The organism is Stenotrophomonas sp. X (assembly GCF_055721025.1).
This window is the reverse complement of record NZ_CM146756.1, coordinates 1,000,809-1,022,208: the sequence shown is the minus strand read 5'-3', so window position 1 is coordinate 1,022,208 and position 21,400 is coordinate 1,000,809. Positions and strand designations below refer to the sequence as shown.

22 protein-coding genes and 1 tRNA gene are annotated in these 21,400 nt (G+C 66.6%); 6 read left to right on the top strand and 17 right to left on the bottom strand.

Annotation, left to right across the window (positions count from 1 at the left end; all coding sequences use genetic code 11):
• Position 1 precedes the first annotated feature (1 nt).
• Positions 2–649, bottom strand: coding sequence for a SmQnr family pentapeptide repeat protein (gene smqnr / locus ACZ75I_RS04650; RefSeq protein WP_472958760.1), 648 nt, complete (start codon positions 647–649; stop codon positions 2–4).
• Between the two features lie 159 nt (positions 650–808).
• Between smqnr and ACZ75I_RS04645 the strand changes: the two genes are divergently transcribed.
• Together ACZ75I_RS04645 and ACZ75I_RS04640 are read left to right on the top strand one after the other, a co-directional pair.
• Positions 809–1,585 carry a DeoR/GlpR family DNA-binding transcription regulator gene (locus ACZ75I_RS04645; protein WP_061479764.1) on the top strand — a complete coding sequence of 259 codons (777 nt, stop codon included), beginning with the start codon at positions 809–811 and terminating at the stop codon, positions 1,583–1,585.
• An 11-nt stretch (positions 1,586–1,596) separates the two neighbouring features.
• A complete protein-coding gene (locus ACZ75I_RS04640; protein WP_472958759.1) occupies positions 1,597–2,730 on the top strand; it encodes an MFS transporter in 1,134 nt (377 codons plus the stop codon).
• A 9-nt stretch (positions 2,731–2,739) separates the two neighbouring features.
• Here the strand turns inward: ACZ75I_RS04640 and ACZ75I_RS04635 are convergent, their stop codons facing one another.
• The 3 genes from ACZ75I_RS04635 to ACZ75I_RS04625 all read right to left on the bottom strand — a co-directional run bounded on the left by ACZ75I_RS04635 (position 2,740) and on the right by ACZ75I_RS04625 (position 6,919).
• On the bottom strand, positions 2,740–4,245 hold the full coding sequence (locus ACZ75I_RS04635; protein ID WP_472958758.1) for a PepSY domain-containing protein: 1,506 nt from the start codon (positions 4,243–4,245) through the stop codon (positions 2,740–2,742).
• 11 nt (positions 4,246–4,256) lie between these two features.
• Complete coding sequence (locus ACZ75I_RS04630; RefSeq protein WP_472958757.1) at positions 4,257–6,395, bottom strand: TonB-dependent receptor; 2,139 nt, start codon at positions 6,393–6,395, stop codon at positions 4,257–4,259.
• Between the two features lie 128 nt (positions 6,396–6,523).
• Positions 6,524–6,919, bottom strand: a complete 396-nt coding sequence (locus ACZ75I_RS04625) for a DUF2946 family protein (protein ID WP_472958756.1) — start codon at positions 6,917–6,919, stop codon at positions 6,524–6,526.
• Between the two features lie 241 nt (positions 6,920–7,160).
• On the opposite strand from ACZ75I_RS04625, the gene ACZ75I_RS04620 reads away from it, so the two are divergent.
• Both ACZ75I_RS04620 and ACZ75I_RS04615 read left to right on the top strand, forming a co-directional pair.
• A complete protein-coding gene (locus ACZ75I_RS04620; protein ID WP_472958755.1) occupies positions 7,161–7,739 on the top strand; it encodes a hypothetical protein in 579 nt (192 codons plus the stop codon).
• 32 nt (positions 7,740–7,771) lie between these two features.
• Positions 7,772–8,869 (top strand): XVIPCD domain-containing protein, encoded by a 1,098-nt coding sequence (locus tag ACZ75I_RS04615; protein ID WP_154350323.1) that lies wholly within the window; start codon positions 7,772–7,774, stop codon positions 8,867–8,869.
• A 33-nt stretch (positions 8,870–8,902) separates the two neighbouring features.
• Here the strand turns inward: ACZ75I_RS04615 and ACZ75I_RS04610 are convergent, their stop codons facing one another.
• Positions 8,903–9,283: a tautomerase family protein gene (locus tag ACZ75I_RS04610; protein WP_021202620.1), complete on the bottom strand. Its 381-nt coding sequence runs from the start codon at positions 9,281–9,283 to the stop codon at positions 8,903–8,905.
• Between the two features lie 566 nt (positions 9,284–9,849).
• Here ACZ75I_RS04610 and ACZ75I_RS04605 point away from each other — a divergent pair.
• A complete protein-coding gene (locus ACZ75I_RS04605) occupies positions 9,850–10,257 on the top strand; it encodes a hypothetical protein (protein WP_061480693.1) in 408 nt (135 codons plus the stop codon).
• A 52-nt stretch (positions 10,258–10,309) separates the two neighbouring features.
• Positions 10,310–10,873, top strand: coding sequence for a hypothetical protein (locus ACZ75I_RS04600; protein WP_061480694.1), 564 nt, complete (start codon positions 10,310–10,312; stop codon positions 10,871–10,873).
• Between the two features lie 85 nt (positions 10,874–10,958).
• On the opposite strand, the gene ACZ75I_RS04595 is transcribed toward ACZ75I_RS04600, so the two are convergent.
• The 12 genes from ACZ75I_RS04595 to ACZ75I_RS04540 all read right to left on the bottom strand — a co-directional run bounded on the left by ACZ75I_RS04595 (position 10,959) and on the right by ACZ75I_RS04540 (position 21,375).
• Positions 10,959–11,033, bottom strand: a tRNA-Val gene (locus ACZ75I_RS04595).
• 175 nt (positions 11,034–11,208) lie between these two features.
• Positions 11,209–11,562, bottom strand: a complete 354-nt coding sequence (locus ACZ75I_RS04590) for a PilZ domain-containing protein (RefSeq protein WP_004146965.1) — start codon at positions 11,560–11,562, stop codon at positions 11,209–11,211.
• Positions 11,559–12,515: a DNA polymerase III subunit delta' gene (locus ACZ75I_RS04585; RefSeq protein WP_180869505.1), complete on the bottom strand. Its 957-nt coding sequence runs from the start codon at positions 12,513–12,515 to the stop codon at positions 11,559–11,561. The genes ACZ75I_RS04590 and ACZ75I_RS04585 overlap by 4 nt, the downstream gene beginning before the upstream one ends.
• A complete protein-coding gene (tmk, locus tag ACZ75I_RS04580; RefSeq protein WP_134968121.1) occupies positions 12,512–13,177 on the bottom strand; it encodes a dTMP kinase in 666 nt (221 codons plus the stop codon). Before tmk ends, ACZ75I_RS04585 begins: the two co-directional genes overlap by 4 nt.
• The gene (mltG, locus tag ACZ75I_RS04575; protein WP_180869507.1) at positions 13,174–14,235 is read right to left on the bottom strand and encodes an endolytic transglycosylase MltG; all 1,062 of its coding nucleotides are present in this window, start codon (positions 14,233–14,235) and stop codon (positions 13,174–13,176) included. The genes tmk and mltG overlap by 4 nt, the downstream gene beginning before the upstream one ends.
• A 125-nt stretch (positions 14,236–14,360) precedes the next feature.
• The gene (locus tag ACZ75I_RS04570) at positions 14,361–15,725 is read right to left on the bottom strand and encodes an aminodeoxychorismate synthase component I (protein WP_180869509.1); all 1,365 of its coding nucleotides are present in this window, start codon (positions 15,723–15,725) and stop codon (positions 14,361–14,363) included.
• A gap of 101 nt (positions 15,726–15,826) precedes the next feature.
• Entirely contained in the window at positions 15,827–17,089 is a 1,263-nt protein-coding gene (gene fabF, locus ACZ75I_RS04565; protein ID WP_061480515.1) for a beta-ketoacyl-ACP synthase II, read from the bottom strand.
• A gap of 140 nt (positions 17,090–17,229) precedes the next feature.
• Positions 17,230–17,469 (bottom strand): acyl carrier protein, encoded by a 240-nt coding sequence (gene acpP / locus ACZ75I_RS04560; protein ID WP_472958754.1) that lies wholly within the window; start codon positions 17,467–17,469, stop codon positions 17,230–17,232.
• Between the two features lie 152 nt (positions 17,470–17,621).
• Positions 17,622–18,365: a 3-oxoacyl-ACP reductase FabG gene (gene fabG, locus ACZ75I_RS04555; RefSeq protein WP_005408312.1), complete on the bottom strand. Its 744-nt coding sequence runs from the start codon at positions 18,363–18,365 to the stop codon at positions 17,622–17,624.
• Between the two features lie 81 nt (positions 18,366–18,446).
• Complete coding sequence (gene fabD, locus ACZ75I_RS04550) at positions 18,447–19,391, bottom strand: ACP S-malonyltransferase (RefSeq protein ID WP_472958753.1); 945 nt, start codon at positions 19,389–19,391, stop codon at positions 18,447–18,449.
• A 147-nt stretch (positions 19,392–19,538) separates the two neighbouring features.
• The gene (locus ACZ75I_RS04545; protein ID WP_049417070.1) at positions 19,539–20,321 is read right to left on the bottom strand and encodes a BUD32 family EKC/KEOPS complex subunit; all 783 of its coding nucleotides are present in this window, start codon (positions 20,319–20,321) and stop codon (positions 19,539–19,541) included.
• A gap of 76 nt (positions 20,322–20,397) precedes the next feature.
• Positions 20,398–21,375 carry a beta-ketoacyl-ACP synthase III gene (locus ACZ75I_RS04540; RefSeq protein ID WP_005415505.1) on the bottom strand — a complete coding sequence of 326 codons (978 nt, stop codon included), beginning with the start codon at positions 21,373–21,375 and terminating at the stop codon, positions 20,398–20,400.
• Between the last annotated feature and the right edge of the window lie 25 nt (positions 21,376–21,400).

Here is a 21,400-nt window from a genome sequence, read left to right as displayed (position 1 = left end):
CCTACGGCACCACCGTGATGCCGATGCGCTGCATCAACAGCGCGACCTGCTGGACATCCAGCGTGGCGCCACGCAGATTGGTGCTGCGCAGGTCCAGCTCACCCAGCTCCGAGTGGGTCAGGTCGCAGTCGGTGAAGTTGGCGCTGTTCCAGTCGATGCCCTCGAACTGGCCACCGGACAGGTCCGAGCCAGCGAAGCTGGCGCCGCTCACGTTTGCACCGTCCCAGCGGTTCTCCCACAGTTCGCACTTCTCCAGCGTGACCCGCGAGAAATTGGCATAGCGCAGGTTCGACTTCTTGATGAAGGCGCTGCAGAACCAGCTGCGCGGGGTGATCTGGTTCATGAAGCTGGCGTTGCTGAAATCCGCACCCTGCGCGCGGCACTCGCTGATCTCCAGGCCCAGCGCCTTGATGAAGTTGAAGTGGCACATGCTGATGTCGCAGCTGCGGAAGCTGGCCTCCTTCAATGTGGCGCCATTGAAGCGGCAGCCGGCGCGGCTGTCGGCATCGTAGAAACTGCAGTCGATGAACTCGGTGGCGGTCAGGTCCACGCCTGAAAAATCGCACTCGTGGAACTGCTGGTCGACCACTTTCTGGCCGGTGTACTGGTCCGCGCCGATGCGCAGCTTGCGGTGAACGGTGGGGGACATCGTGGATTCCTTGCCAAACGCCACGCCATGATGCCGGGCCGCGGGGGCGATCCACAGACACGGCCGCGGCCAGATTCACCGGCAGTCCAGTTGACCTGTGTCCACACGGGTCAAATGCACGTTATTGCACGTTGATGCACGAAGATGCAGACTTGCAGCATGAGCTCCGATCCCAGCCCCCTCCCCGCCCAGCGCACCCGACAGATCCTGGAGGAACTGCGCCAGCAGGGCCGCGTGGTCGCCGCCGAGCTGGCGCGCCGCTATGCCGTCTCCGAAGATTCGATCCGCCGCGACCTGCGCGAACTGGCCGCACAGGGCCTGTGCCAGCGTGTCTACGGCGGCGCCGTGCTGCCGCCGCCAAAGGAGCGCCCGCTGCGCGAGCGCCTGACCCGCGACCGCGGCGACAAGGCCGAGCTGGCCGCACGCGTGTGCGCGCTTCTGCAACCCGGGCAGGTCGTACTGCTCGACGCCGGTTCAACCAACCTGGCGATCGCCCAGCAGCTGCCGCCCGCGCTCGGGCTGATGGTGATCACCAATGCGCCACAGATCGCCACGGCCGCCAGCATGCTTGAAGGCACCTCGGTGCAGCTGATCGGCGGCCGCCTGGCCAGCGGTGGCGGTGCGGTCGGCGCAGAAGCACTGGCCCAGGTGCAGCGCCTGCGCGCCGACGTGTACCTGCCCGGCCCCTGCGCGGTGGACGGCGATACTGGTGTGTGGGCAATGGATGCAGAAGAGGCCACGCTGAAGCGCGCGATGGTCGCGTGCAGCAGCCGCGTCATCGTCGCCGCCACTACTGAAAAGCTCGGTGCACGCGGCAACTGGCAGATTGCCAGCCTCGACGAGATCGACGACCTGGTGCTCACCACCTCGGCCCCGCCGGCGCTGGCGGCACGCTTCCGCGCCGCAGGCATCGCGGTACACCCCACTCCGCCCTGACCGTACCGCTCATGTCCGTTGCCAACCGCGCGCGTGCCGAACAGCACGCGACCCGCGCTGCGTTCTTCATTCCCGGCTTCGCCACCGCGCTGTGGGCCACCCTGGTGCCGTTCGCCAAAGCGCGCACCGGGATCAACGACGCCACGCTGGGGCTGGTGCTGCTCTGCCTCGGTGCCGGTTCGCTGCTGGCGATGCCGTTGTCCGGCGTGCTCGCCGCGCGCCTCGGTTGCCGGCGGGTGATGGTGGCCAGCAGCCTGCTGATCTGCCTGACCGTGCCCGGCCTGGCGCTGGCCGGTTCGGCCTGGACGCTGGGCCTCGTGCTGTTCGTGTTCGGTGCCGCCGTGGGTGCAATGGACTGCACGATGAACGTACAGGCCGTCATCGTCGAGCGCGACGCACGGCGCGTGATGATGTCCGGCTTCCATGCGTTCTTCAGCATCGGCGGCTTCCTCGGCGCGGCCACCATGACCGTGCTGCTGTCTGCTTACCTGCCTCCCTTGGCGTCCGTGCTGATCGGCGTTGGCGCCATGCTGCTGGTGATGCTGCTGTCGGCGTCGTACTGGCACAGCGAACGGATGCCGCACGACACACCGATGCTGGCCCTGCCACACGGCATCGTGCTGTTCATCGGCGTGCTGGCGTTCGTCGCGTTCCTCGGCGAAGGTGCGATGCTCGACTGGAGCGCGGTGTTTCTCAGCGACGTGCGCCGCGTCGATGGAAGTCTTGCCGGCATCGGCTATGTGACCTTCACCCTGACCATGACCGTCGCGCGCCTGTTCGGCGATGCACTGGTGGCACGCGTGGGCCGCCAGCGCGCGATCGTGTTCGGCGCGTTGCTTGCCGCCGCGGGCGTGCTGGTGCTGACCCTGGTCACGCCGTGGCAGGCATCACTGCTCGGCTATGTGCTGGTCGGCCTCGGCTGCGCCAACATCGCACCCGCACTGTTCTCGCTGGCCGGCCACCAGACCCGCATGCCCGGCGCGCTGGCCATCACTGCCGTGTCCACGCTCGGCTTTGCCGGCATCCTTGCCGGACCGGCGCTGATCGGCTTTGCTGCCAACCACTTCGGCCTGATCGCCGCGTTCATCTGCGTGGCCACGGCCTTGTTGCTGGTGGCGATGTCCACGCGTTGGCTGCGGGTGTAGCGCGGCGCATCAACTCCGCCTGCGGCGCAGCTTCATCCGCACGCGCCGGTAGCCGATCACCGTCGCCGTGGCACACAGCGCGGTGCCGGCAGCGCTCAGCAGCAGCAACACCGCCAGCCGGGCACCTTCCTGGCGCAGCATCGCCGGCAGATCCCAGCTGTGCAGGAAGTAGAACAACCAGCGCCCCACCCGCTCGCGATGCCCCATCGTCAGCAACGGATCGCCCGTAGCCAGATCGAGATAGACGCGCGTCGCTTCGGCATCACCGAAGTCCACCACGGCCACCGGGAAGCGGCGCACTGCTGCGCCGTTCATGGCTTCCGGTGCACGCGGATAGAAGTAGGCATCCGCTGTCTGCTGCACCACGAAGCCCTGCATGGGCGCAGCGGACAGCGCCCGCGCCTTCTGCTGCAGCCACGCGGCCGGCAGCAAGTGCGCAACCTGCAGATGCTCGTCGCTGCCGGACACGATGCGGGTCTCGCCCTGCCCGTCCAGCAGCACCGCGAACAGCTCACCACCGATCCGTCGCCACTGGATCTCCACCGGCCGGAAGCGCTCGGCATCGGCCACCGCCAGAAGCTTTGCCGGCTCACCCAACACGCCATCCACCGCCACCGCGCCGCCACGATAGCGCCCACCGTCGATCGCAGCATGCGTGCTGCTGAAGACGCCCAATGGATTCATCGACATCAGGCCGCTGAAAATCCAGGTGAACACGAAGGCCGCGGCACACAATCCGATCAGATGGTGCCAGCGCATCCACGACTCCACGTACGGCGTCTTCGCACCGGAACGATAGTGCCCACGGAAACGCCAGCGCCACACTCCCACCACGATGCCGCTGATCGCCGCCACCGTGCACATTGCGGACAGCACGATCACCACCCACGTCCACACCGGGTCGACCGACTGCATGCGCAGGAAGTACAGCCAGTGCAGCCAGGCGCCCACATAGTTCCAGCGCTGCTGCACATGCGGGGCGTCCAGCACCACTTCGCCGGTACGCGAGGACACGTACAGGTCGCCCGGCTGCGCGCCGCCCACCTCGACGCGATAGAGCGGTCGATGCACATCCAATGCGCGCGAATGCGTCCAGCGGTCCTCCTCCACGCGCATCGCACCCACAAAGGCCGGGCCTCCGGCGAACTGTGCAGCGGATGCTTCGGCGCGCTGTGCCGACACCGGCAGCAGGGCCTGGCCGGTCACGGCAGACCAGGCGCCCACGTTGCTGCCACTTCGCACCACATACGCCGGCTCGCCACGCAGCGTGGTCAATGCCACAGCCTCCGGCTCGGCCTGCACGGCGGCAGGCAGTACAGACAGCCCCTGCAGGTCGCGGGCCTCACCCAGCACCGGCAACGCCGCCAGCCGCTCGCCGGGCGTCAGCTTCGGGTAACCAATGAACAGCATCACCATGCCGCTGACGAACCACAGCAGCATCAGCAGGCATCCGCCGATGCCCAGCCAGCGATGCACCAGGTAGGTCCAGCGCTTGGCGGTGGAACGCAACGTCATCGCCAGCGCCCTCAGAAGCGATGGTCGACGGTGAATTCGACGCGCCGGTCCGCCCCCAGCAGCCACTGGGTGCTGGTGTAGTACGCGGTGGCGTAGTACGCCTTGTCGAACACGTTGAACAACCGCGCGGACAGCCGCGTGCGCGGTGCCGCCTGCCAGGTCAGTGCCAGATCGGTGGTGCTGTAACCGGGCAGCTCCAGTGTATTGGCGTTGTCAGCATAGCGCTTGCCGACGTAGCGAACGCCACCCGCCGCATTCCAGTCCGGTGCGAACTGCCAGCCCAGCCACACACTGGCCAGGCGCTCGGCTACGTTCGGCGGCACGTTGCCATCACGCGATACCAGCACCGCCGGCGAACCCGTGGTTTCCAGGAAGTCCTCGAATTCGGCCGTCAGCACCGTCGCGTTGGCATCCAGCGTCCAGTGCGGCGCGACATTCCAGGTCAACGACGCTTCAATACCGCGCGAGGTCTGCGCGCCCACCTGCACGCGGCGATCCGGCACCAGCGGATCGCGGCTGAGCAGCCCGGTCTTGCGGATGCGGTACGCCGCCAGCGTCCACTCGCCACCGTCGAAGGCCTGCTTCAGGCCCACCTCGATCTGCCGGCCCTTGGCCAGGTCGAAGGCACCGTTGGCCGGGCTGATCATCAACAGGCCACTGACCGGGTCCGCCGCCTGCGAGTACTGCGCATACAGGCTCAGCGTCGGCTGCCGCGCAAATACCGTGCCTGCGCGCCAGCCGGTGCTACTGTAGGTTTTCGAGAACGCGTTCTGGCCCCTGATCAGATCGGTACGATCAATGCGCGCGCGGTCGTGGCGCAGCCCACCCAGCACCGACCAGCGCTCGCTCAGCGCCAGCCGGTCCTCCACGAACAGCGCGTACTGCCCGGCACGGTTGCGGTAGCGCGGCAGGTTCGGCGCATCGCTGGCGAACTGGCCCGGCACCGGATCGGACGGATCGACCGGGCCCGAGCTGCCGGCATAGGTGTTGTTGGTGTGCTTGAAGTGCGCGCGGTTCGCGTCCAGGCCCACGGCAAAACTGTTCTGCAGGCCACCCGCCGTTCCCTGCACGCGCAGCGTCGAGGTCAGTCCGGTCTGGTCCTGGTTGTGGGTGATCTCGGTATTGCCCGAGCGATCGATCAAGCCGGTAGCGCGGTTGTAGACATAGGCCTCGGCATTGCGCCAATCACGCTGGCTGTCGATCTGGTAGACGCGGGTTCGCCATTCCACGTTCGCGTTCGGTGTCCACAGCGCGTCGAGCTGGGTCCAGCGGTCGCGGAAGCGGATCTCGCTGTCGTCCACGTTGTAGTTGCGGTGGCGCAGCGCCTCCAGCTGGCGGCCCTCGACCAGCGGCGTGCCGAAGTAGCGCATCGGCTGCTGGTAGCCCTGCGCATGGGTGAGCGTCAGCTGCAGGTCCGGGCGAGCCTGCCACAGCAACGCACCGGAGAACGTCGCATCGTTGTTGCGGCCACGGTCGACCCAGCCACCGCTGTAGTTGCCACTCACATCCAGCCGGTAGGCCAGCCCGGGCGTCAGCGCGCCACCACTGCCGAAGCCCAGCCGCGCGGTGTCCTCGCTGCCCACGGTCATGCTGATCTCGTTTTCGATGGCACCGCGCGAGGGCTTCTTCGGCACGATATTGATCACGCCGCCAATCGCCCCGTCGCCATGGATGACCGAGGCCGGGCCGCGCAGCACTTCGATGCGCTCGATCGACCAGGTATCGAACGGGAAGGTGATGCCCACGCCGCCGTACTGGCGCAGCCCGTCGTACAGCCGCATCACCGAGGCACCGTCCGTGAAGCCGCGACTGGACAGCGCACTCAGGCCATTGCCCGGGTGCGGCATCGCACTGATCGCACCCGCCCGGCTGATCGCATCGTTGAGGTTGCTGTCGCCGCGCTGCTCCAGTTGCTCGCGCGAAATCACGGTCAGGCTCGCCGGCGTCTGCAGCACGCTCAGGCCCAATGCAGAGCCGGCGCTGGCGGTGGAGGACAGCTCGCCGCTGCGGGTATCGACCACCCGCACGGTATCCAGCGTGGTCGGGGGTGCCGCGTCGGCGGCAAGGGCAGAAGCGGAGTGCAGCAGCAACGCGCAAGCGACAGGCAGCGTCGCCCGGCGCAGGTACGCGGCGTTGGGGTTCGTTTTCATTTTTTCACGGCATGCAAGGCCACCCGCAATGGCAGGGCAGCAATCAGAAAGGGACAAACACGCGCGTGCGGGCGCCGGCCGTGGCCGGCAACCTCATGGAAAAACGATCAGTGCAACGCGCGTGCGGCTCAGGCGGCCATGAAAGCCGGCGGCCCACGCGCTCCCAATGTGCCGCTGATCCGTTGCGGCAACGTCTGCACCGCACCGCGCAACGCGCGGCACACCGGTGCCATCGGCGCCAACAGCAGCAATGCCGCCACCAACAGGGTGATCAACCGCGCTGCAATCAGGCAGTAATCGCAGTCCACGCCCATCTCATGATCGGCATGTGGATCGACAGCCGGCTTCGGCGTCGATTCGTCGTGCGGCATCGCCATCGCGTGATGGTCATGGTGCCCTTCCATCGCGTGCTGCGCATGCTCTGCGTGCATCGCGTGGTCCATGGCGGCCACCGGCGCAGCGGCAGGCACGTGACCATGCGCCAGCCAGCGGCTCACCAGCGGGGCGAGCAGCACCAGCAGCATGGCAAGCCATGCCAGGACCTGGAACCGGCGGTGGAGAGCAGAACGACGCACGCCGCCATTCTACGGGGCTACGGTCAACCTTGGACCCCGTTCAGGGTTTGCCCCCTGCGACACGGTGACGCAGGGGCCCGCCTCGCGCGGCGACATGTGAATGCACCACACCGCGGTCCCTGCGCTTGCGGGCTCTGCCTCGCCAACGTTAGGGTTCAATTGGCCACGGCAAGGAGCCAGAGGAATCCGCATGACCGCCCGCATCACACACCGGCAGCGCATCAGCCTGCTCGGCCTGACCGCGCTGCTTGCCGCCTGCGCCGACAAGGGGCCGCCTCCACCGCCAGAGCCTCTGAAACTCTCACAGCCCATCGCCGTGGACGCGCCCGGCCAGCAGGTGCAGTTCGAGTTCGAAACCACGGCGCGCAATTTTGCCAGCTACCGCACTTATGCGGTGGAACTGGAACTGCAGCGGCGAAGCCCAGCCACAACGGGCACGCCCGATATAGCAAGTATCAACATCCCATTCGAAGTATCCCTGCAGCGTCGGGAAGGCACTACCTGGCAGGAGATTGCAACACAGGACCGCTATCAGGCTCGCGCGCGCAACGGTGTTGAGCCGCTCCCCTCGTGGCATCACTCTGAGAACTGGCGCTATGCCTCGCTGGCATCAGGCAGCGACGGCAGCTACCTCCTGAACGTGACAGCGCTGCCGCTGGAGCTCGGCAGCAGATATCGGCTGCAGATTCAAACGGTCCATGCCATACCGGGGCTGCACGACTATTCGGCAAGGCTAGTCGTGCGCGCCTCGCGTCCCGCAGGGAAGTGACACCATCCATTCGAAGGAACGAAGGAGTTTCCATGAACAAGCCCCGCTACAGCCTGGACATTGTCATTGCCGCACCCGGCACCCCACTGCTCGATCCCGATTCGGGAAAGCAGCAGCTGACGCCCGATGGCATTCCTGATACTTCCGGGCCAGGCCACATGTTCTATGTTCTGCACGCTCCAGGTAAAGCGGCGCAGAGTTTCGGCTTCGCACCCGTCGAGCATGGCAGCATGAATGGTCCCGGGCGCATCGTCAGAGACGACGTGAAAGTCTATAAGGACCCCGCCCATGTCCGTACCATCGAAATCACCGAAGCCCAGTACAACAAGCTCAAGGCGTTCGGCGACGATCCAGTGGCGCACGGCTTCAGCAAGCACTATGCCGACGTGCGCCACAACTGTGTGGACTTCACCTGGGGCGCATTGAATCATGCCGGCATCCAGCGCAAGCACAGCCTGGACGTGAACAGCATCGGCGGCCCTGTGGGCCAATTGCTGCCAGACGTCCGCATTCCGCTGGGCGTCCAGTCACAAGGCAAAGACGGCTATCGTCCGCTGCGCAACATCCATGGCGTGGACAGTATTGAGCCCCCTTTCCCCAACAGCGAACTCAACCGCACCACCACTCATCCCCTGCCCGAGCGCACCCTGAAGCAGCACCTGCTCAGCGAAGTCGATAACGTCGATGGTCGCATCGGCGAGCGCCTGGCTGCGGACGCGCGCGCACCGGGGCACAGCCTTCATGCCTTGGACCAGAAAGTGCGTACCGCACTCGCCCAGGCCAGCGAACAGCAGGGGCTGCCCCCCGGACAGGAGCACGAACGACTGGCCGGCCATCTGACCCACGCGGCGGTGCAGGCCGGCTTCAGCGAAAAGGACACGCTGCAGGTGGCATTCAGTTCAAACAGCACCTCCGAGGCACCCGCCTACGTATTCCTGCATCGCAGCGGCGACACCGCCTCGCCGGACCCTGCCGCCAATCGCCAGCGCCTGTCCCTGCTCGATACGCAGCAGGGCGACGCGGATACGCTGTATCAGCAGGCCAATGTGCAGCAGCAATCCCGCGACGAAAGCCGGCTGGCGCAGGACGAGCAACAGGCACAACAGCAGGCGTCGCCGCGCATGGCCTGACCCAGCCGCATCAGGCGCTGACACCGTTCCGCATCAACTCACGTACTGCGCCTGTCCATTACCAAACGACCAGTTCTCCTTCTTCACCTCCACCAGATTGATGAACACATCCTCGCGGCGGATGCCCACCGCCGCATGCAGCCCATCGGCGATGCCGGCGTACAGCGCCTTTTTCTGCTCGAGCGTGCGCCCTTCGTTCCAGGTGATCTGGATGCAGATGAAGTCGTCGGTGCGGTCCACGCCCAGGTAGCCGGGATCGTAGATCAGCGTGCCGGGCGCGTGTTCCTGGAATATCTGGAAGCGATCGTTTTCCGGCACGCCCACCGCGCGCATGGCCTGGTAGATGGTGTCGCCGACGCGTTGCAGGTAGTCGGCGGATTTACCTTTGCGAAGATCGATGCGGGCGAGCGGCATGGTGGCACTCCAGAGTGGATGGGCACGGCAACGGGCTGAGACTACGCCTGCCCGGGGCGGTGGGATAGCGCAGGAATGGAACCTTCTGGCTCCATGCGTGGCATGGTCCCGCCTCCGCCGCGCGGGATGACGCGATTGCCATGGTGGCATCCCTCCGGAGTCGTCATGTGCACGGTCGGCAGGGGCGGCGATGCGCGCCATCAGTGATGGGCCGCACTACTTGCAGGTGTCGGACGACACACAACGGGAAACGTCTGGCCTGCCTAGGGACAGTTGAGAATTTTCCTTACAGACCGATGTGATTGCCCGGCTTGAAGATCGCCGCGCCGAGGCAAGACGCCTTGGCCGGGATTGGCGTCTCGAATAAACGAATGAACACCCATCGCTGCGGTTTACGTCGCAGCAGAGAGAATGCACCGATTGCCTTCAATGGCGGCCGGTGCGTGGGGATCGACAGATCCGCCAGGCCTTCTTCTCGATGGGAGTTCGTTTGCCTTGGTACGCCAACCCGCACCGTCCGCCACCTTCACTCCGGAAGGTGGCCCTACGCCAGTGAGGGTTTCGCCATGACCAACCGCACCGCCATCCATCCCCGCCTGCACACCCTGATCGGCGACGTCGCCGCCGATGTGCCCGAAGACCTCGCACGCGAGATCGAGTGCGCACTGAACGAACAGAACCTGCCGGCGCAGTCGGCCACGTTCTTCGCCCGTCTCAATGCGATCAACCAGGCCGACGGTGATGACGGACAGCCGTGCATCAGCCTCACCCTGGGCGCCAGCAATCACGCTTCGTTGCGCCGCTCGCTGTCTGGGCTCGGCGCATTGCTCGATCTGCTGCAGGCCGCGGACCATGCGCGCAACGAAGGCGGCCCGGACGAACAGTTGGGCGCCTTCCATATCGACGGACTGATCGTGGCCGCACGACAACTGGTGCGCGAGGCACATCATTGCCTCTCCGGCGGCGACGCCTGACCGGCCCGGATACGCTCCCGCTACAATCGCGCAGGGAGCGCAGGAGACCGCAATGGACGCCGAACACCTGGAGTACTTCAAGGCCGCACTGGAAGGCCGTGCAACCGTGGGCTGGAACGTCTGGTTCGCGGCCAACCAGCACGCGCTGGCACAACAGCTGAGCCGCCCTGCACTGCTGCGCTTGAAGTTCAGCACACTGGATGAAGCCGAACGCCTGCTGGCCGAAGCCGGCATCGTGCCCCGCAGCACAGCGGGCAAGCGCTACGAAATGTACTGCGCGCAGTTCTCGCCGGACGTGGTGGACGCGAACGGTCGCCCGCTACCGGCCCTCTGGCGCGCAGCGCACGGCGGTGCCATCGGCCTGCTGGCCGATGGCGAGCAGGAGGCCGGCCAAGCGAAGCTGCTCGCGGAGTTCCGCCGCGTCCGCAAGCGCGGGCTGCAACAGGCTCATGAATGGTTGGCCGATCTGTGCTTTGAAGGCGAGATGGAGCTGACCAGCGGCAATGCCGAGGTGGGCCGTGGTCTGCTTGCAGTGGTGGTGCAGGCGGGTAGCGGCCATGACCTGCTGGATGCCACGGCGATGATCGCGCGCGAGCTGCTGGAGCGGCACGGCTGAAAGGGCGTGTGCTTCCAGCTGATCTTGCTGGATCGCTGGTAACAAAAAAGCCCCCATTTCTGGAGGCTTCTTTCGTTCTGCAACATGGTGGGCGGTACAGGGATCGAACCTGTGACCCTTGCCGTGTGAAGGCAATGCTCTACCGCTGAGCTAACCGCCCGGTGTGTTGCTGAGCCGCTCATTATAGGGGCTTTTCAGAGGCCGTCAACACTTTTTCACATTCGTGTTCACGGGTGTTTTCGGGGTGCGCAGCCGAGCATGGCTCGGCTCTACAGAACAGCGGGTTCACAGGCGTTTCGGGGCATGCAGCCGAGCCCAGCCCGGCGCTACCGGAATCACATCGTATGGGTCGGCTTGTCCGAGCTGGTCAGGCCGGCCAGCAGGGTCTCGATCTTGTGGCGCACGCCCTCGCCTTCGGCACCGTCGGCCAGCTGCACGCCGATGCCGGCGGTGCGGTTGCCCTGCGCGCCGGCCGGGGTCACCCAGATCACCTTGCCCGCCACCGGCAGGCGCTCGCTGGAATCGGGCAGGGTCAGCAGCAGGAACACCTCGTCGCCCAGGAAGTAGCGCTTGGGCGTGGGCACGAAGATGCCGCCATTCTTCACGAACGGCATGTACGCGCTGTACAGCGCGGCTTTGTCCTTCACGGCCAGGGACAGGATGCCCTGGCGGGCGTTGCTGGCACTCATCGATTTCCCCTTGCGGCAGGCCGCTCGTTCACCTTGTTCCAGGCCAGCAGCAACTCGACCACCGCAAGGTCTGCACGCACCGTGGTGCGCAGCAGGTCGCGGGTGCGGTTGGCCGCATCGAACCAGGCTGCAAGCTTGTGCAATCGCTCCGGCGTGGTCAAGGCATCGGTGCTGGCCTGGGCCAGCGCCAGGTCGGCAGCAAAGCGCAGGCGCAGCGCCGCGTTGTCGTCACCGCACCACTTCTGCGCCAGCTCCACCGCGCCGGTCTTGCCGGCGGCCAGCTGTTCCAGATCTCGACCGACTTCGCGGCGCAGGCTCAGGCCGTCTTCGCGCAGCCAGTTGTCGGCCTGGCCGGGATGGCCGCGCGCGGCCTCCAGCGCTTCGCGCGCCGATGCCTCGCTATGGCCCTGCTGCTGCAGCCAGGCCAGCGCTTCGTGCTGCGGCGGCAGCTTGAACTCCAGGCGCTGGCAACGGCTGCGGATGGTCTGCGGCAGGCGTGCCGGGTCGCTGCTGATCAGCCACAGGTAGCGGCCGGGCTGCGGCTCTTCCAGGGTCTTCAGCAGCGCGTTGGCCGCCGAGCGGTTGATCGCATCGGCCGGGTCGACGATCACCACCTGCGCCACGCCGTACTGCGGGGTCAGCGCCAGCTTGTCGGTGATCTCGCGCACCTGCTCGATGACGATCTCGGTACGCAGCTTGTCGCCGCTCTTGTTCGGAATGAAGCTGACCAGCTGCAGGTCCGGGTGTGTACCCGCTGCGATCAGCTGGCGCGTGCGCGTTGCGTGGGCTGCATCGCCCTGCGCCAGCACGTGGTCGGCCAGCGCCAGCGCCACCTCATGCTTGCCCAGCCCGGCCGGGCCGCAGATCAGCAGGCCATGACCGAGGCGACCGGCGTCGAGCGCGGCCACGGTCTGGTCGAACGCGCGCTGCTGCCACGGTGAAAAGGTATTCATGCGCCCTCCCCGTCCTGCAGCCAGCGCTCGACACGCGCGACCACGTCGGCGGCCACGCGTTCCTGCACCTGGCCGGCGTCGATCAACGCAAAGCGCTGCGGGTCCTGCTGCGCACGGCTGCGGAACACTTCGCGCACGCGCTGGAAGAAATCGTCCTGCTCGCTCTCGATGCGGTCCGGCCACAGGTCGCGACCGTTGGCGCGCGCGCGGCCGACGGCCACGTCCACGTCCAGCAGCAGGGTCAGGCCCGGCAGCAGGCCGACCGCGCGGCGCTCCAGGTCGGCAATCCACTGCGGATCCAAGCCGCGGCCACCGCCCTGGTAGGCGTAGCTGGAATCAGTGAAACGATCGCTCAGCACGTAGGCGCCGCGCTGCAGCGCCGGCTGGATCACCTGGCGCACGTGCTGCGCGCGCGCGGCGAATACCAGCAGCAGCTCGGCTTCGGCGCTGAGCGGTTCGGCGGCGATCTCGGCATCGGGTTTCAGCACCAGGCCGCGGATGCGCTCGGCCAGTGGCGTGCCGCCCGGTTCACGGGTCAGCACCACCTCGTGGCCGTGGCTGCGCAGGCACTCACGGATGGCATTGATGGCGGTGGTCTTGCCCGCGCCCTCGCCGCCTTCCAGGCTGACGAAACGCGGGTGGCGAAGCAGCGCGGGACTCATTGCGCCGGGGTCTCCTGGGTACGTTGCTGGCGCAGCTGTTGCAGGTAGCGCGCCACGGCGGCGTTGTGCTGGTCCAGGCTGGGCGAGAACACGTGCGCGCCGCTGCCATCGCCCACGGCGACGAAGTACAGCGCATCGCCCGCCGCGGGTTGCGCGGCCGCCATCAGCGCGTCACGGCTGGGCATGGCGATCGGGGTCGGGGTCAGGCCGGCACGGGTATAGGTGTTGTAGGGGGTGTCGGTGGTCAGGTCGCGACGGCGGATGTTGCCGTCATACGCAGCACCGAGGCCGTAGATCACGGTCGGGTCGGTCTGCAGGCGCATGCCGATCTTCAGGCGGCGCATGAACACCCCGGCAATCTGCGGGCGCTCGCTGGCCAGCGCGGTTTCCTTTTCGATGATCGAGGCCAGCGTCAGCAGTTCGTACGGCGTGTTGATCGGCAGGTCCGGCGCGCGGCTTTCCCAGGCCTCGTCCAGCGCCTTTTCCATTGCGGCGTGGGCGCGCTTGAGCACGTCCAGATCGCTGTCGCCGCGCTGGTAGACGTAGGTCTCCGGCAGGAAGCGGCCTTCCGGATGCTGGCCACCGAAGCCGAGGCGCTGCATCAGCGCGGCGTCATCAAGCGTGTCGGTGGTGTGCAGCAGCGGCTCGGCGCGCTTGAGCGCGGCACGCAGCTGGCGGATGTTCCAGCCCTCGACAATCGTGACCCGGTGCTGCAGCACCTTGCCGGCGCGCATGCGCAGCAGCAGCTCGCGCGGGGTCAGCTCGCCACTGAGCGCGTACTCGCCCACCTTCAGTTTGCCGGCCGCATCGAGTTGGCGCGCCAGCAGCTGCCACTGGGCGTCCTGGCCCTCGTCCACGCCGGCATCGCGCAGCTTACGCAGCACGCTGTTCATGCCATCGCCGCTGGCGATGACCACGCTCTCGGCGGTCGGGGTTATCGGGGCATCGGCGAAGCGGGTCTGCTGGTAGAAGAACCACGCGCCCGCGCCGGCCACGACGGCGGCCAGCACCACCACCAGCGTTACCATGAACAGACACCCGCGCTTGGCTCCCGCCATGGACTACCTCTGAACTCGATTCCGTCGTGCAGGATACCGTGCCGATGGATTGGGGTCATGACCGGGGTGGCGCCTGCGTGCCGACCAACGGTCGGCACCCACCACAACACTGGCACCCACCGGCACTACCCCTGCTGGCCGAGCGCGCGCAGCAGGCCGCGGGCCTTGGCGCGGGTCTCGTCCAGTTCCTTGTCCGGGTCCGAATCAACCACGATGCCGGCACCGGTGCGGAAGCTCACCTCGTGGCCATCCACTTCGGCGGTACGGATCAGGATGTTCAGGTCCAGGTCGCCATCGCGGTTCAGCCAGCCGAACGCGCCGGTGTAGGCACCGCGCGGCACCTGCTCCAGCTCGCTGATGATCTGCATGCAGCGCACCTTGGGGCAGCCGGTGATGGTGCCGCCCGGGAACGTGGCGGCGATCACCTCGCCGGGCGTGACCTCCGGGCGCAGGTGGCCGCTGACGTTGCTGACGATGTGGTGCACATGCGCGTAGCTCTCCACGGTCATCAGCTCATCGACCACCACGGTGCCGGGCAGGCAGATACGGCCCAGGTCGTTGCGCTCCAGGTCGATCAGCATCACGTGCTCGGCACGCTCCTTCGGGTGGCCGACCAGCTCCTGGATGCGCGCGGCATCATCGTCGCCCTCGAAGCGCGGACGCGTGCCGGCAATCGGACGCGTCTGCGCGTGGCCGGCATGTACCGACACCAGCCGCTCCGGCGAGGAGCTGACCACGTGGCGGCCGTGCGCGCTGAACAAGCCGGCGAACGGTGCCGGGTTGGCACGGCGCAGCTGCGCGTACAGCGCCTGCGGGCTGACCGGCGCAGCGAACTGCGCGCTCCAGCGCCGCGACAGGTTCACCTGGAACACATCGCCGGCACGCAGGTAGTCGATCACCCGGCGCACGCCGTCGGTGAAGCGCTGCGGCGCATCCTCGCCCACCGACTGCGGCGGCTGCCAGCCCTGCCCAGCCTCCGGCAGTGCCTGCGACGCCAAGGTCACCAGTGCCTCCAGCAGGGCCTGCTCACCGGCTTCGGCGATGACGAAGCTGGCGTCGTTCTGGTGGTCGTGCAGCACCGCGGCCGGGCAGCGCAGCGCCAGCGCGGTGGGGCGGCCGTCCTCGCGTGCGCGCGCCGGCAGCACCGGTTCGATCTGGCTGGCCACTTCGTAGTCCAGCATCAACGCCCAGCCGCCGCGGAACGGCAGGCTGTGGCTGCCGTCGTGCGGCAGGCGTTCGTGCTGCCAGGCGCGATCCAGCGCCTGCAGGAACGTGCCGGGCTGCACGGCACCCTGCAGGTCGCGCACCTGGCCGTCGGCATCCAGCCGCAGGCGATCGCCCTGCGCGGCCAGCAGCAGGCTCCAGCGGCCCTGGGCGGTGCCCGAGGCGGTGGATTCCATCAGCAGCGGGAAGCGTGCCGGGTCGTGCTGCTGCAGGGCCAGCAGATCGATCGGGTGCGGCAGCGGGTGGATCAGCGGTGCGTGGGTCATGATGGCCAGTTCAGGGATTCAGATGCACGGAAGCCGCCTTGCGGCGGCCTCCTCGTGCGTAATGCACGTTCAGTCGAGCATGGCCCGACGCTACAACCCGGTCAGACGCGCTTGAAGATCAGCGTGCCGTTGGTGCCGCCGAAGCCGAAGCCATTGGACATCACCACGTCGACCTTGGCCTGGCGTGCTTCGTTGGGCACGTAGTCCAGGTCGCAGCCTTCGCCCGGCTGCTGCAGGTTGATGGTCGGCGGAATGACGTTGTCCTGCAGCGCCATCACCGAGAAGATCGCTTCCACGCCGCCGGCCGCGCCCAGCAGGTGGCCGGTCATCGACTTGGTGGAGCTGACCATCATCTTGTAGGCGTGGTCGCCGAAAGCGGTCTTCATCGCCATGGTCTCGCCCAGGTCACCCAGCGGCGTGGACGTGCCATGCGCGTTGAGGTAACCCACCTGTTCGGGGGTCACGCCGGCGTCCTTCATCGCCATGACCATGCAGCGCGCGGCACCTTCGCCGTTCTCGCTCGGCGCGGTCATGTGGTACGCGTCGGAGCTGGCGCCGAAGCCGGCCAGTTCGCAGTAGATCTTCGCGCCACGGGCCTTGGCGTGCTCGTACTCTTCCAGGATCAGGATGCCGGCGCCGTCGCCCAGCACGAAGCCGTCACGGTCCTTGTCCCACGGGCGCGAGGCCTGTTCCGGGGCGTCGTTGCGGGTGCTCATCGCCTTCATCGCGCAGAAGCCACCCACGGCGGTCGGCGACGAGCCACGTTCGGCACCACCCACCACCATCACGTCGGCGTCGCCGTACTGGATCATGCGCATCGCGGTGCCGATCGAATGGTTCGAGGTCGCGCACGCCGACACCGCCGAGAACGACGGCCCCTTCAGGCCGGCGATGATGCTCAGCTGGCCCGGCAGCATGTTGATGATGGTCTTGGGCACGTAGAAGGGCGAGATCTTCTTGCCCTCATGGAACTCGATGGTCTGCTCTTCGATACCGAGCAGGCCGCCAATGCCGGCGCCGACAATGGCGCCGATGCGCTCGGCATTGGCGTCGGTGATCTCCAGGCCCGAGTCGTGCAGGGCCATGAACGAGGCACCGAGGCCGTAATGGATGAACGGGTCCATCTTCTTGGCATCCTTGCCGCTGACCCGGTACTTGCCGAACAGTTCGTTGTCGGCGGTGATGTCAAAGCCCTTGACCTCACCTGCAATCTTGGTGGTGAACCGGTCCAGGTAGGCATCAGAAACGTTGGTCAGCGGACCGATGCCCGAACGACCCTGGGTGATGCCTTCCCAGCTGCTGGCCAGATCATTGCCCAACGGCGAGACGATACCCAGGCCGGTTACGACGACGCGACGCTTCATTGCTGATTCTCCTGACCCGAAGGTTCAATCGGGTAACACGGTTTGCTTCGGTGCGATGCTCAAACACACGGGGCCGCAACTGCGGCCCCATGGGGTGCGGTGCGCGGCGAGCGGAGACCCGCGCGCACTGCCGTCTGACATCAGGCCTTGACGTGGGCCGTGATGTAGTCGATGGCGGCCTGCACGGTGCTGATCTTCTCGGCTTCTTCGTCCGGGATCTCGCACTCGAATTCTTCTTCCAGGGCCATCACCAGCTCGACGGTGTCCAGCGAGTCAGCGCCCAGGTCATCGACGAACGATGCGCTGTTGGTGACTTCTTCTTCCTTGACGCCAAGCTGTTCGACGACGATTTTCTTGACGCGTTCTTCGATGGTGCTCATGGGATCTCGCTCCAGATGGAGTTGTGGTTCAAAAGTGGTCGCCATCAAAGGCGATGGCCGTGGGATAGTGTAGTGGAAACCGGCGCGGCCTTGCATCGCAGCAAAAACCTCAGCAGATCAATCACTTGCGGCGCAATCCCTGCGCCCCTTGCTTACGGCATGTACATGCCACCGTTCACATGGAGGGTTTCGCCGGTGATGTAACCGGCAGCCGGGCTGGCCAGGAAGGCCACCGCATGGGCGATGTCTTCCGGCGAACCCAAGCGTTCGAGGGCGATGTCGTTGATCAGCGCGGTACGCGCTTCTTCCGGCAACGCCTTGGTCATGTCGGTGTCGATGAAGCCAGGTGCGACAACATTGACGGTGACACCGCGCGAACCGATTTCCTTGGCCAGCGACTTGCTGAAGCCGATGATGCCGGCCTTGGCGGCCGCGTAGTTGGCCTGGCCGGCATTGCCGGTCACGCCCACCACCGATGCGATGTTGATGATGCGGCCCTTGCGCGCCTTCATCATGCCGCGCATCACCGCCTTGCTGGTACGGAACACGCTGGTCAGGTTGGTGTCGATGATCGACGCCCAGTCCTCGTCCTTCATGCGCATCAGCAGGTTGTCGCGGGTGATGCCGGCATTGTTGACCAGGATCGAGATCGGGCCGAATTCCTTGGCGATGCCATCGAGCACGCTGTCCAGCGCAGCGGCGTCGGTGACGTTCAGCGCGCGGCCGTGACCGCCGTGGGCGGCCAGGCGCTCACCGATCGCGGCGGCGCCGGATTCGGTGGTGGCGGTGCCGATGACGGTGGCGCCCTGGGCGGCCAGCAGATCGGCGATGGCGGCGCCAATGCCACGGCTGGCACCGGTGACCAGTGCGATTTCACCCTGCAGGGGCTTGCTCATGATGTTTTCCTCAGACGGGAGCGGCCGCCGCACCGTGCCGCTTGCAGCGGCCACCGGTACGGTCGGCAGGAACAGGGAAGGTCAGGCCGACCATGCCTCGCGGGCGGCTTCGAAGTCGCCCGGCGTGGCCAGCGGACGGCCGTCGATGGCCTTGTCGATGCGCTTGACCAGGCCGGTCAGCACCTTGCCTGGGCCGCACTCGGCGATCTGGGTGATGCCGCGGGCGGCCAACGCCTGCACGCAACCGGTCCACTGCACCGGCTGGTACAGCTGCTGGACCAGCGCCGTGCGGATGGCGTCCACGCCGTCGTGCACCTGGGCATCGACGTTCTGCACCACCGGCAGCTGCGGCGCCTGCCAGGACAGGCCGGCCATCACTTCGGCCAGGCGGTTGGCGGCTTCGCGCATCAACGGGGTGTGCGAGGGCACGCTGACGGCCAGCTTGACCGCCTTGCGCACGCCCTTCTCGGCCAGCAATGCCAGCGCACGGTCGACCGCATCGGCGTCGCCACCGATCACGATCTGGCCCGGCGAATTGAAGTTGGCCGGCACCACTACCTGGCTGCCTGCGGCTTCGGCGCAGACAGCCAGCACCAGCTGGTCTTCGGCACCGAGCACGGCGGCCATGGCGCCGACACCGGCCGGCGCCGCTTCCTGCATCAGCTGGCCACGCAGGCGCACCAGGTGCGCACCGTCATGCAGGCTCAGCGCGCCGGCGGCAACCAGGGCGGTGTACTCGCCCAGGCTGTGGCCGGACAGCACCGACGGGCGCGGACCGCCCACGGCGTTCCAGGCACGCCACACGCCGATACTCGCGGCCAGCAGGGCCGGCTGGGTGTATTCGGTACGGTTGAGCATTTCCTCCGGGCCGCCCTGGGACAGCGCCCACAGGTCGACGCCGGCACCATCGGATGCCTCGGTGAAGGCTTCACGCACCTGCGGGTGCAGTTCGGCCAGCTCGGCCACCATGCCCACAGACTGCGAGCCCTGGCCGGGGAAGACAAAAGCGAGGGTGGATACGGTCACGCGGTCATCCGCTTGTTGCAATCGAAGCGGGCCATGATAAGGGGGAATCCGCTGTGTCGTCTGTACGTGCGCGTATGCAGGCGTATGGAGCAATGACAGGGTCAGATCCCTTTCCCACGGGAAATGGGATCTGACCCCGGCCGACGATCAGCAGAACAGCTGCAGGACGTCCAGATCGCCGTCGGCGAGGAAATCCACGCACAGGCCCACCAGCATCAGCACGCCAGCAGTGCTGGCACCGTGGGTGATGAAGATCGAATGGGCCAGCGCGCGCGCTGAGCGGCCCAGCTTCATGCAGACCCTGGCCAGGCTGCGCAGGCGGCCACTGACCGCATGCACGTGCTCGCGCACCGGCGCCTGGACCCCGCCCATCGCCTCGGCCATCATCGCCTGCAGATGTTCGGGGCGGTCAGCGTAGTACTTGGCCACGCCATAGCCGAACATCAGCCAGTCGCGGGCCTGCGCTTCGGACAGGTCCATCACTTCCAGCGGATCTTCCTCGAAATCGATGAAGCCGACCTGCTGCCCATCCCAGGTGAGATTGCGCGGCAACGGCTGGCCGAAATAGGCGCCGCGCGCATGCGCTTGGGCAATGGCCTGCATCGCCGCCATCACCAGCCGATCACGACCGGCTTCGTCGGCTTCGCGCAGGCAGGTATTGAACGAACTTCCGTTGTCGCCGATCACCAGCGCGGCATGGCCGGTGCCCAGCACGTCCGGTACGTTCACGCCTTGCGCCTGCAGCTCTGCAAGGCGGCGGGCCTCGGTTTCGCGCGCGGCGTCGCCACCACGGTGCGGCGGCGGGCGCAGGGCATCGAGATGGAAACGGCGCGCAACAAAATTGAGCAGGCCCAGGGCCAGTGCTCGGCTTCCCTTGCCGTACTGCTTCAGCCAGGCACGTTGCCCTTCGATGACGATGGGCTCAACCATGACAGGTCCTCCTTAAACGCGTTACGGCCCCGGAGGGCCGCAACGACAAGACTTCACGTTGTCGTAACTTGCACTATCAATAGCGCAGCAGGGCCGAACCCCACGTGAAGCCGCCGCCGAAGGCCTCCAGCAGCAGCAGTTGGCCGCGCTCGACCCTGCCTGACCGCACGGCGGCATCCAGCGCCAGCGGCACTGAACCGGACGAGGTGTTGCCGTGCTTGTCGACGGTCACCACGACCTGGTCCATGGACATGTCCAGGCGCTTGGCGGTCGCTTCGATGATGCGCAGGTTGGCCTGGTGCGGGATCAGCCAATCCAGGTCGGACTTGTCCAGGCCGTTGGCGGCCAGGGTCTCGTCCACGACCGAGTCCAGCGCCTTGACGGCGTACTTGAACACGTCGTTGCCCTTCATGTTGATGGTGCCGCCACCATTGGCGCCATCCTTGAAGCCGGTCGAAACGCCGACCGGGTTCCACAACAGCTCCTTCTTGCTGCCATCGGCATGCAGGTGAGTGCTGAGGATGCCGGTTTCTTCGTCGGCCTTGAGCACGACGGCGCCGGCGCCATCACCGAACAGCACGCAGGTGGTGCGATCGTTCCAGTCGACCATGCGGGTCAACGTTTCGGTGCCGATCACCAGCACGTGCTTGCAGTCGCCGGAGCGGATGAACTTGTCGGCCACGCCAAGCGCGAACACGAAGCCGGAACAGGCTGCGTTGACGTCGAAGGCGGGGCACCCGGCCACACCGAGCTTGGCCTGGATCAGGCACGCGGTGGACGGGAAAATAAGGTCAGGCGTGGTCGTGCCGACCACGATCATGTCGAGCTGCGAGGCATCGATGCCTGCGGCTTCAAGCGCGCGCAGGGCGGCGTTGTAGCCAAGGTCGCTGGTGGTTTCGCCTTCGGCCGCGATGTGCCGTTCACGAATTCCGGTGCGCGACTGGATCCACTCATCCGAGGTTTCGACCATTTTTTCCAGGTCGGCGTTGGTCAGGACTTTCTCCGGCAAATAGCTACCGGTGCCCGCGATCCTCGAATAGATCCGCTTGCTCATCATGTTTCCTGTTGCGCGGGCCGCC

What these genes read in the sequence shown, in the direction of transcription:
- ACZ75I_RS04630 (WP_472958757.1), bottom strand. Translation starts at nt 6,395, where the DNA reads ATGAAAACGAACCCCAACGCCGCGTACCTGCGCCGGGCGACGCTGCCT.
- ACZ75I_RS04640 (WP_472958759.1), top strand. Translation starts at nt 1,597, where the DNA reads ATGTCCGTTGCCAACCGCGCGCGTGCCGAACAGCACGCGACCCGCGCT.
- ACZ75I_RS04635 (WP_472958758.1), bottom strand. Translation starts at nt 4,245, where the DNA reads ATGACGTTGCGTTCCACCGCCAAGCGCTGGACCTACCTGGTGCATCGC.
- ACZ75I_RS04625 (WP_472958756.1), bottom strand. Translation starts at nt 6,919, where the DNA reads ATGCTGCTGGTGCTGCTCGCCCCGCTGGTGAGCCGCTGGCTGGCGCAT.
- tmk (WP_134968121.1), bottom strand. Translation starts at nt 13,177, where the DNA reads ATGAGTCCCGCGCTGCTTCGCCACCCGCGTTTCGTCAGCCTGGAAGGC.
- ACZ75I_RS04545 (WP_049417070.1), bottom strand. Translation starts at nt 20,321, where the DNA reads ATGGTTGAGCCCATCGTCATCGAAGGGCAACGTGCCTGGCTGAAGCAG.
- ACZ75I_RS04645 (WP_061479764.1), top strand. Translation starts at nt 809, where the DNA reads ATGAGCTCCGATCCCAGCCCCCTCCCCGCCCAGCGCACCCGACAGATC.
- ACZ75I_RS04585 (WP_180869505.1), bottom strand. Translation starts at nt 12,515, where the DNA reads ATGAATACCTTTTCACCGTGGCAGCAGCGCGCGTTCGACCAGACCGTG.
- fabG (WP_005408312.1), bottom strand. Translation starts at nt 18,365, where the DNA reads ATGAGCAAGCCCCTGCAGGGTGAAATCGCACTGGTCACCGGTGCCAGC.
- fabF (WP_061480515.1), bottom strand. Translation starts at nt 17,089, where the DNA reads ATGAAGCGTCGCGTCGTCGTAACCGGCCTGGGTATCGTCTCGCCGTTG.
- ACZ75I_RS04600 (WP_061480694.1), top strand. Translation starts at nt 10,310, where the DNA reads ATGGACGCCGAACACCTGGAGTACTTCAAGGCCGCACTGGAAGGCCGT.
- ACZ75I_RS04615 (WP_154350323.1), top strand. Translation starts at nt 7,772, where the DNA reads ATGAACAAGCCCCGCTACAGCCTGGACATTGTCATTGCCGCACCCGGC.
- acpP (WP_472958754.1), bottom strand. Translation starts at nt 17,469, where the DNA reads ATGAGCACCATCGAAGAACGCGTCAAGAAAATCGTCGTCGAACAGCTT.
- ACZ75I_RS04570 (WP_180869509.1), bottom strand. Translation starts at nt 15,725, where the DNA reads ATGACCCACGCACCGCTGATCCACCCGCTGCCGCACCCGATCGATCTG.
- mltG (WP_180869507.1), bottom strand. Translation starts at nt 14,235, where the DNA reads ATGGCGGGAGCCAAGCGCGGGTGTCTGTTCATGGTAACGCTGGTGGTG.
- ACZ75I_RS04590 (WP_004146965.1), bottom strand. Translation starts at nt 11,562, where the DNA reads ATGAGTGCCAGCAACGCCCGCCAGGGCATCCTGTCCCTGGCCGTGAAG.
- ACZ75I_RS04605 (WP_061480693.1), top strand. Translation starts at nt 9,850, where the DNA reads ATGACCAACCGCACCGCCATCCATCCCCGCCTGCACACCCTGATCGGC.
- ACZ75I_RS04540 (WP_005415505.1), bottom strand. Translation starts at nt 21,375, where the DNA reads ATGAGCAAGCGGATCTATTCGAGGATCGCGGGCACCGGTAGCTATTTG.
- smqnr (WP_472958760.1), bottom strand. Translation starts at nt 649, where the DNA reads ATGTCCCCCACCGTTCACCGCAAGCTGCGCATCGGCGCGGACCAGTAC.
- ACZ75I_RS04620 (WP_472958755.1), top strand. Translation starts at nt 7,161, where the DNA reads ATGACCGCCCGCATCACACACCGGCAGCGCATCAGCCTGCTCGGCCTG.
- ACZ75I_RS04610 (WP_021202620.1), bottom strand. Translation starts at nt 9,283, where the DNA reads ATGCCGCTCGCCCGCATCGATCTTCGCAAAGGTAAATCCGCCGACTAC.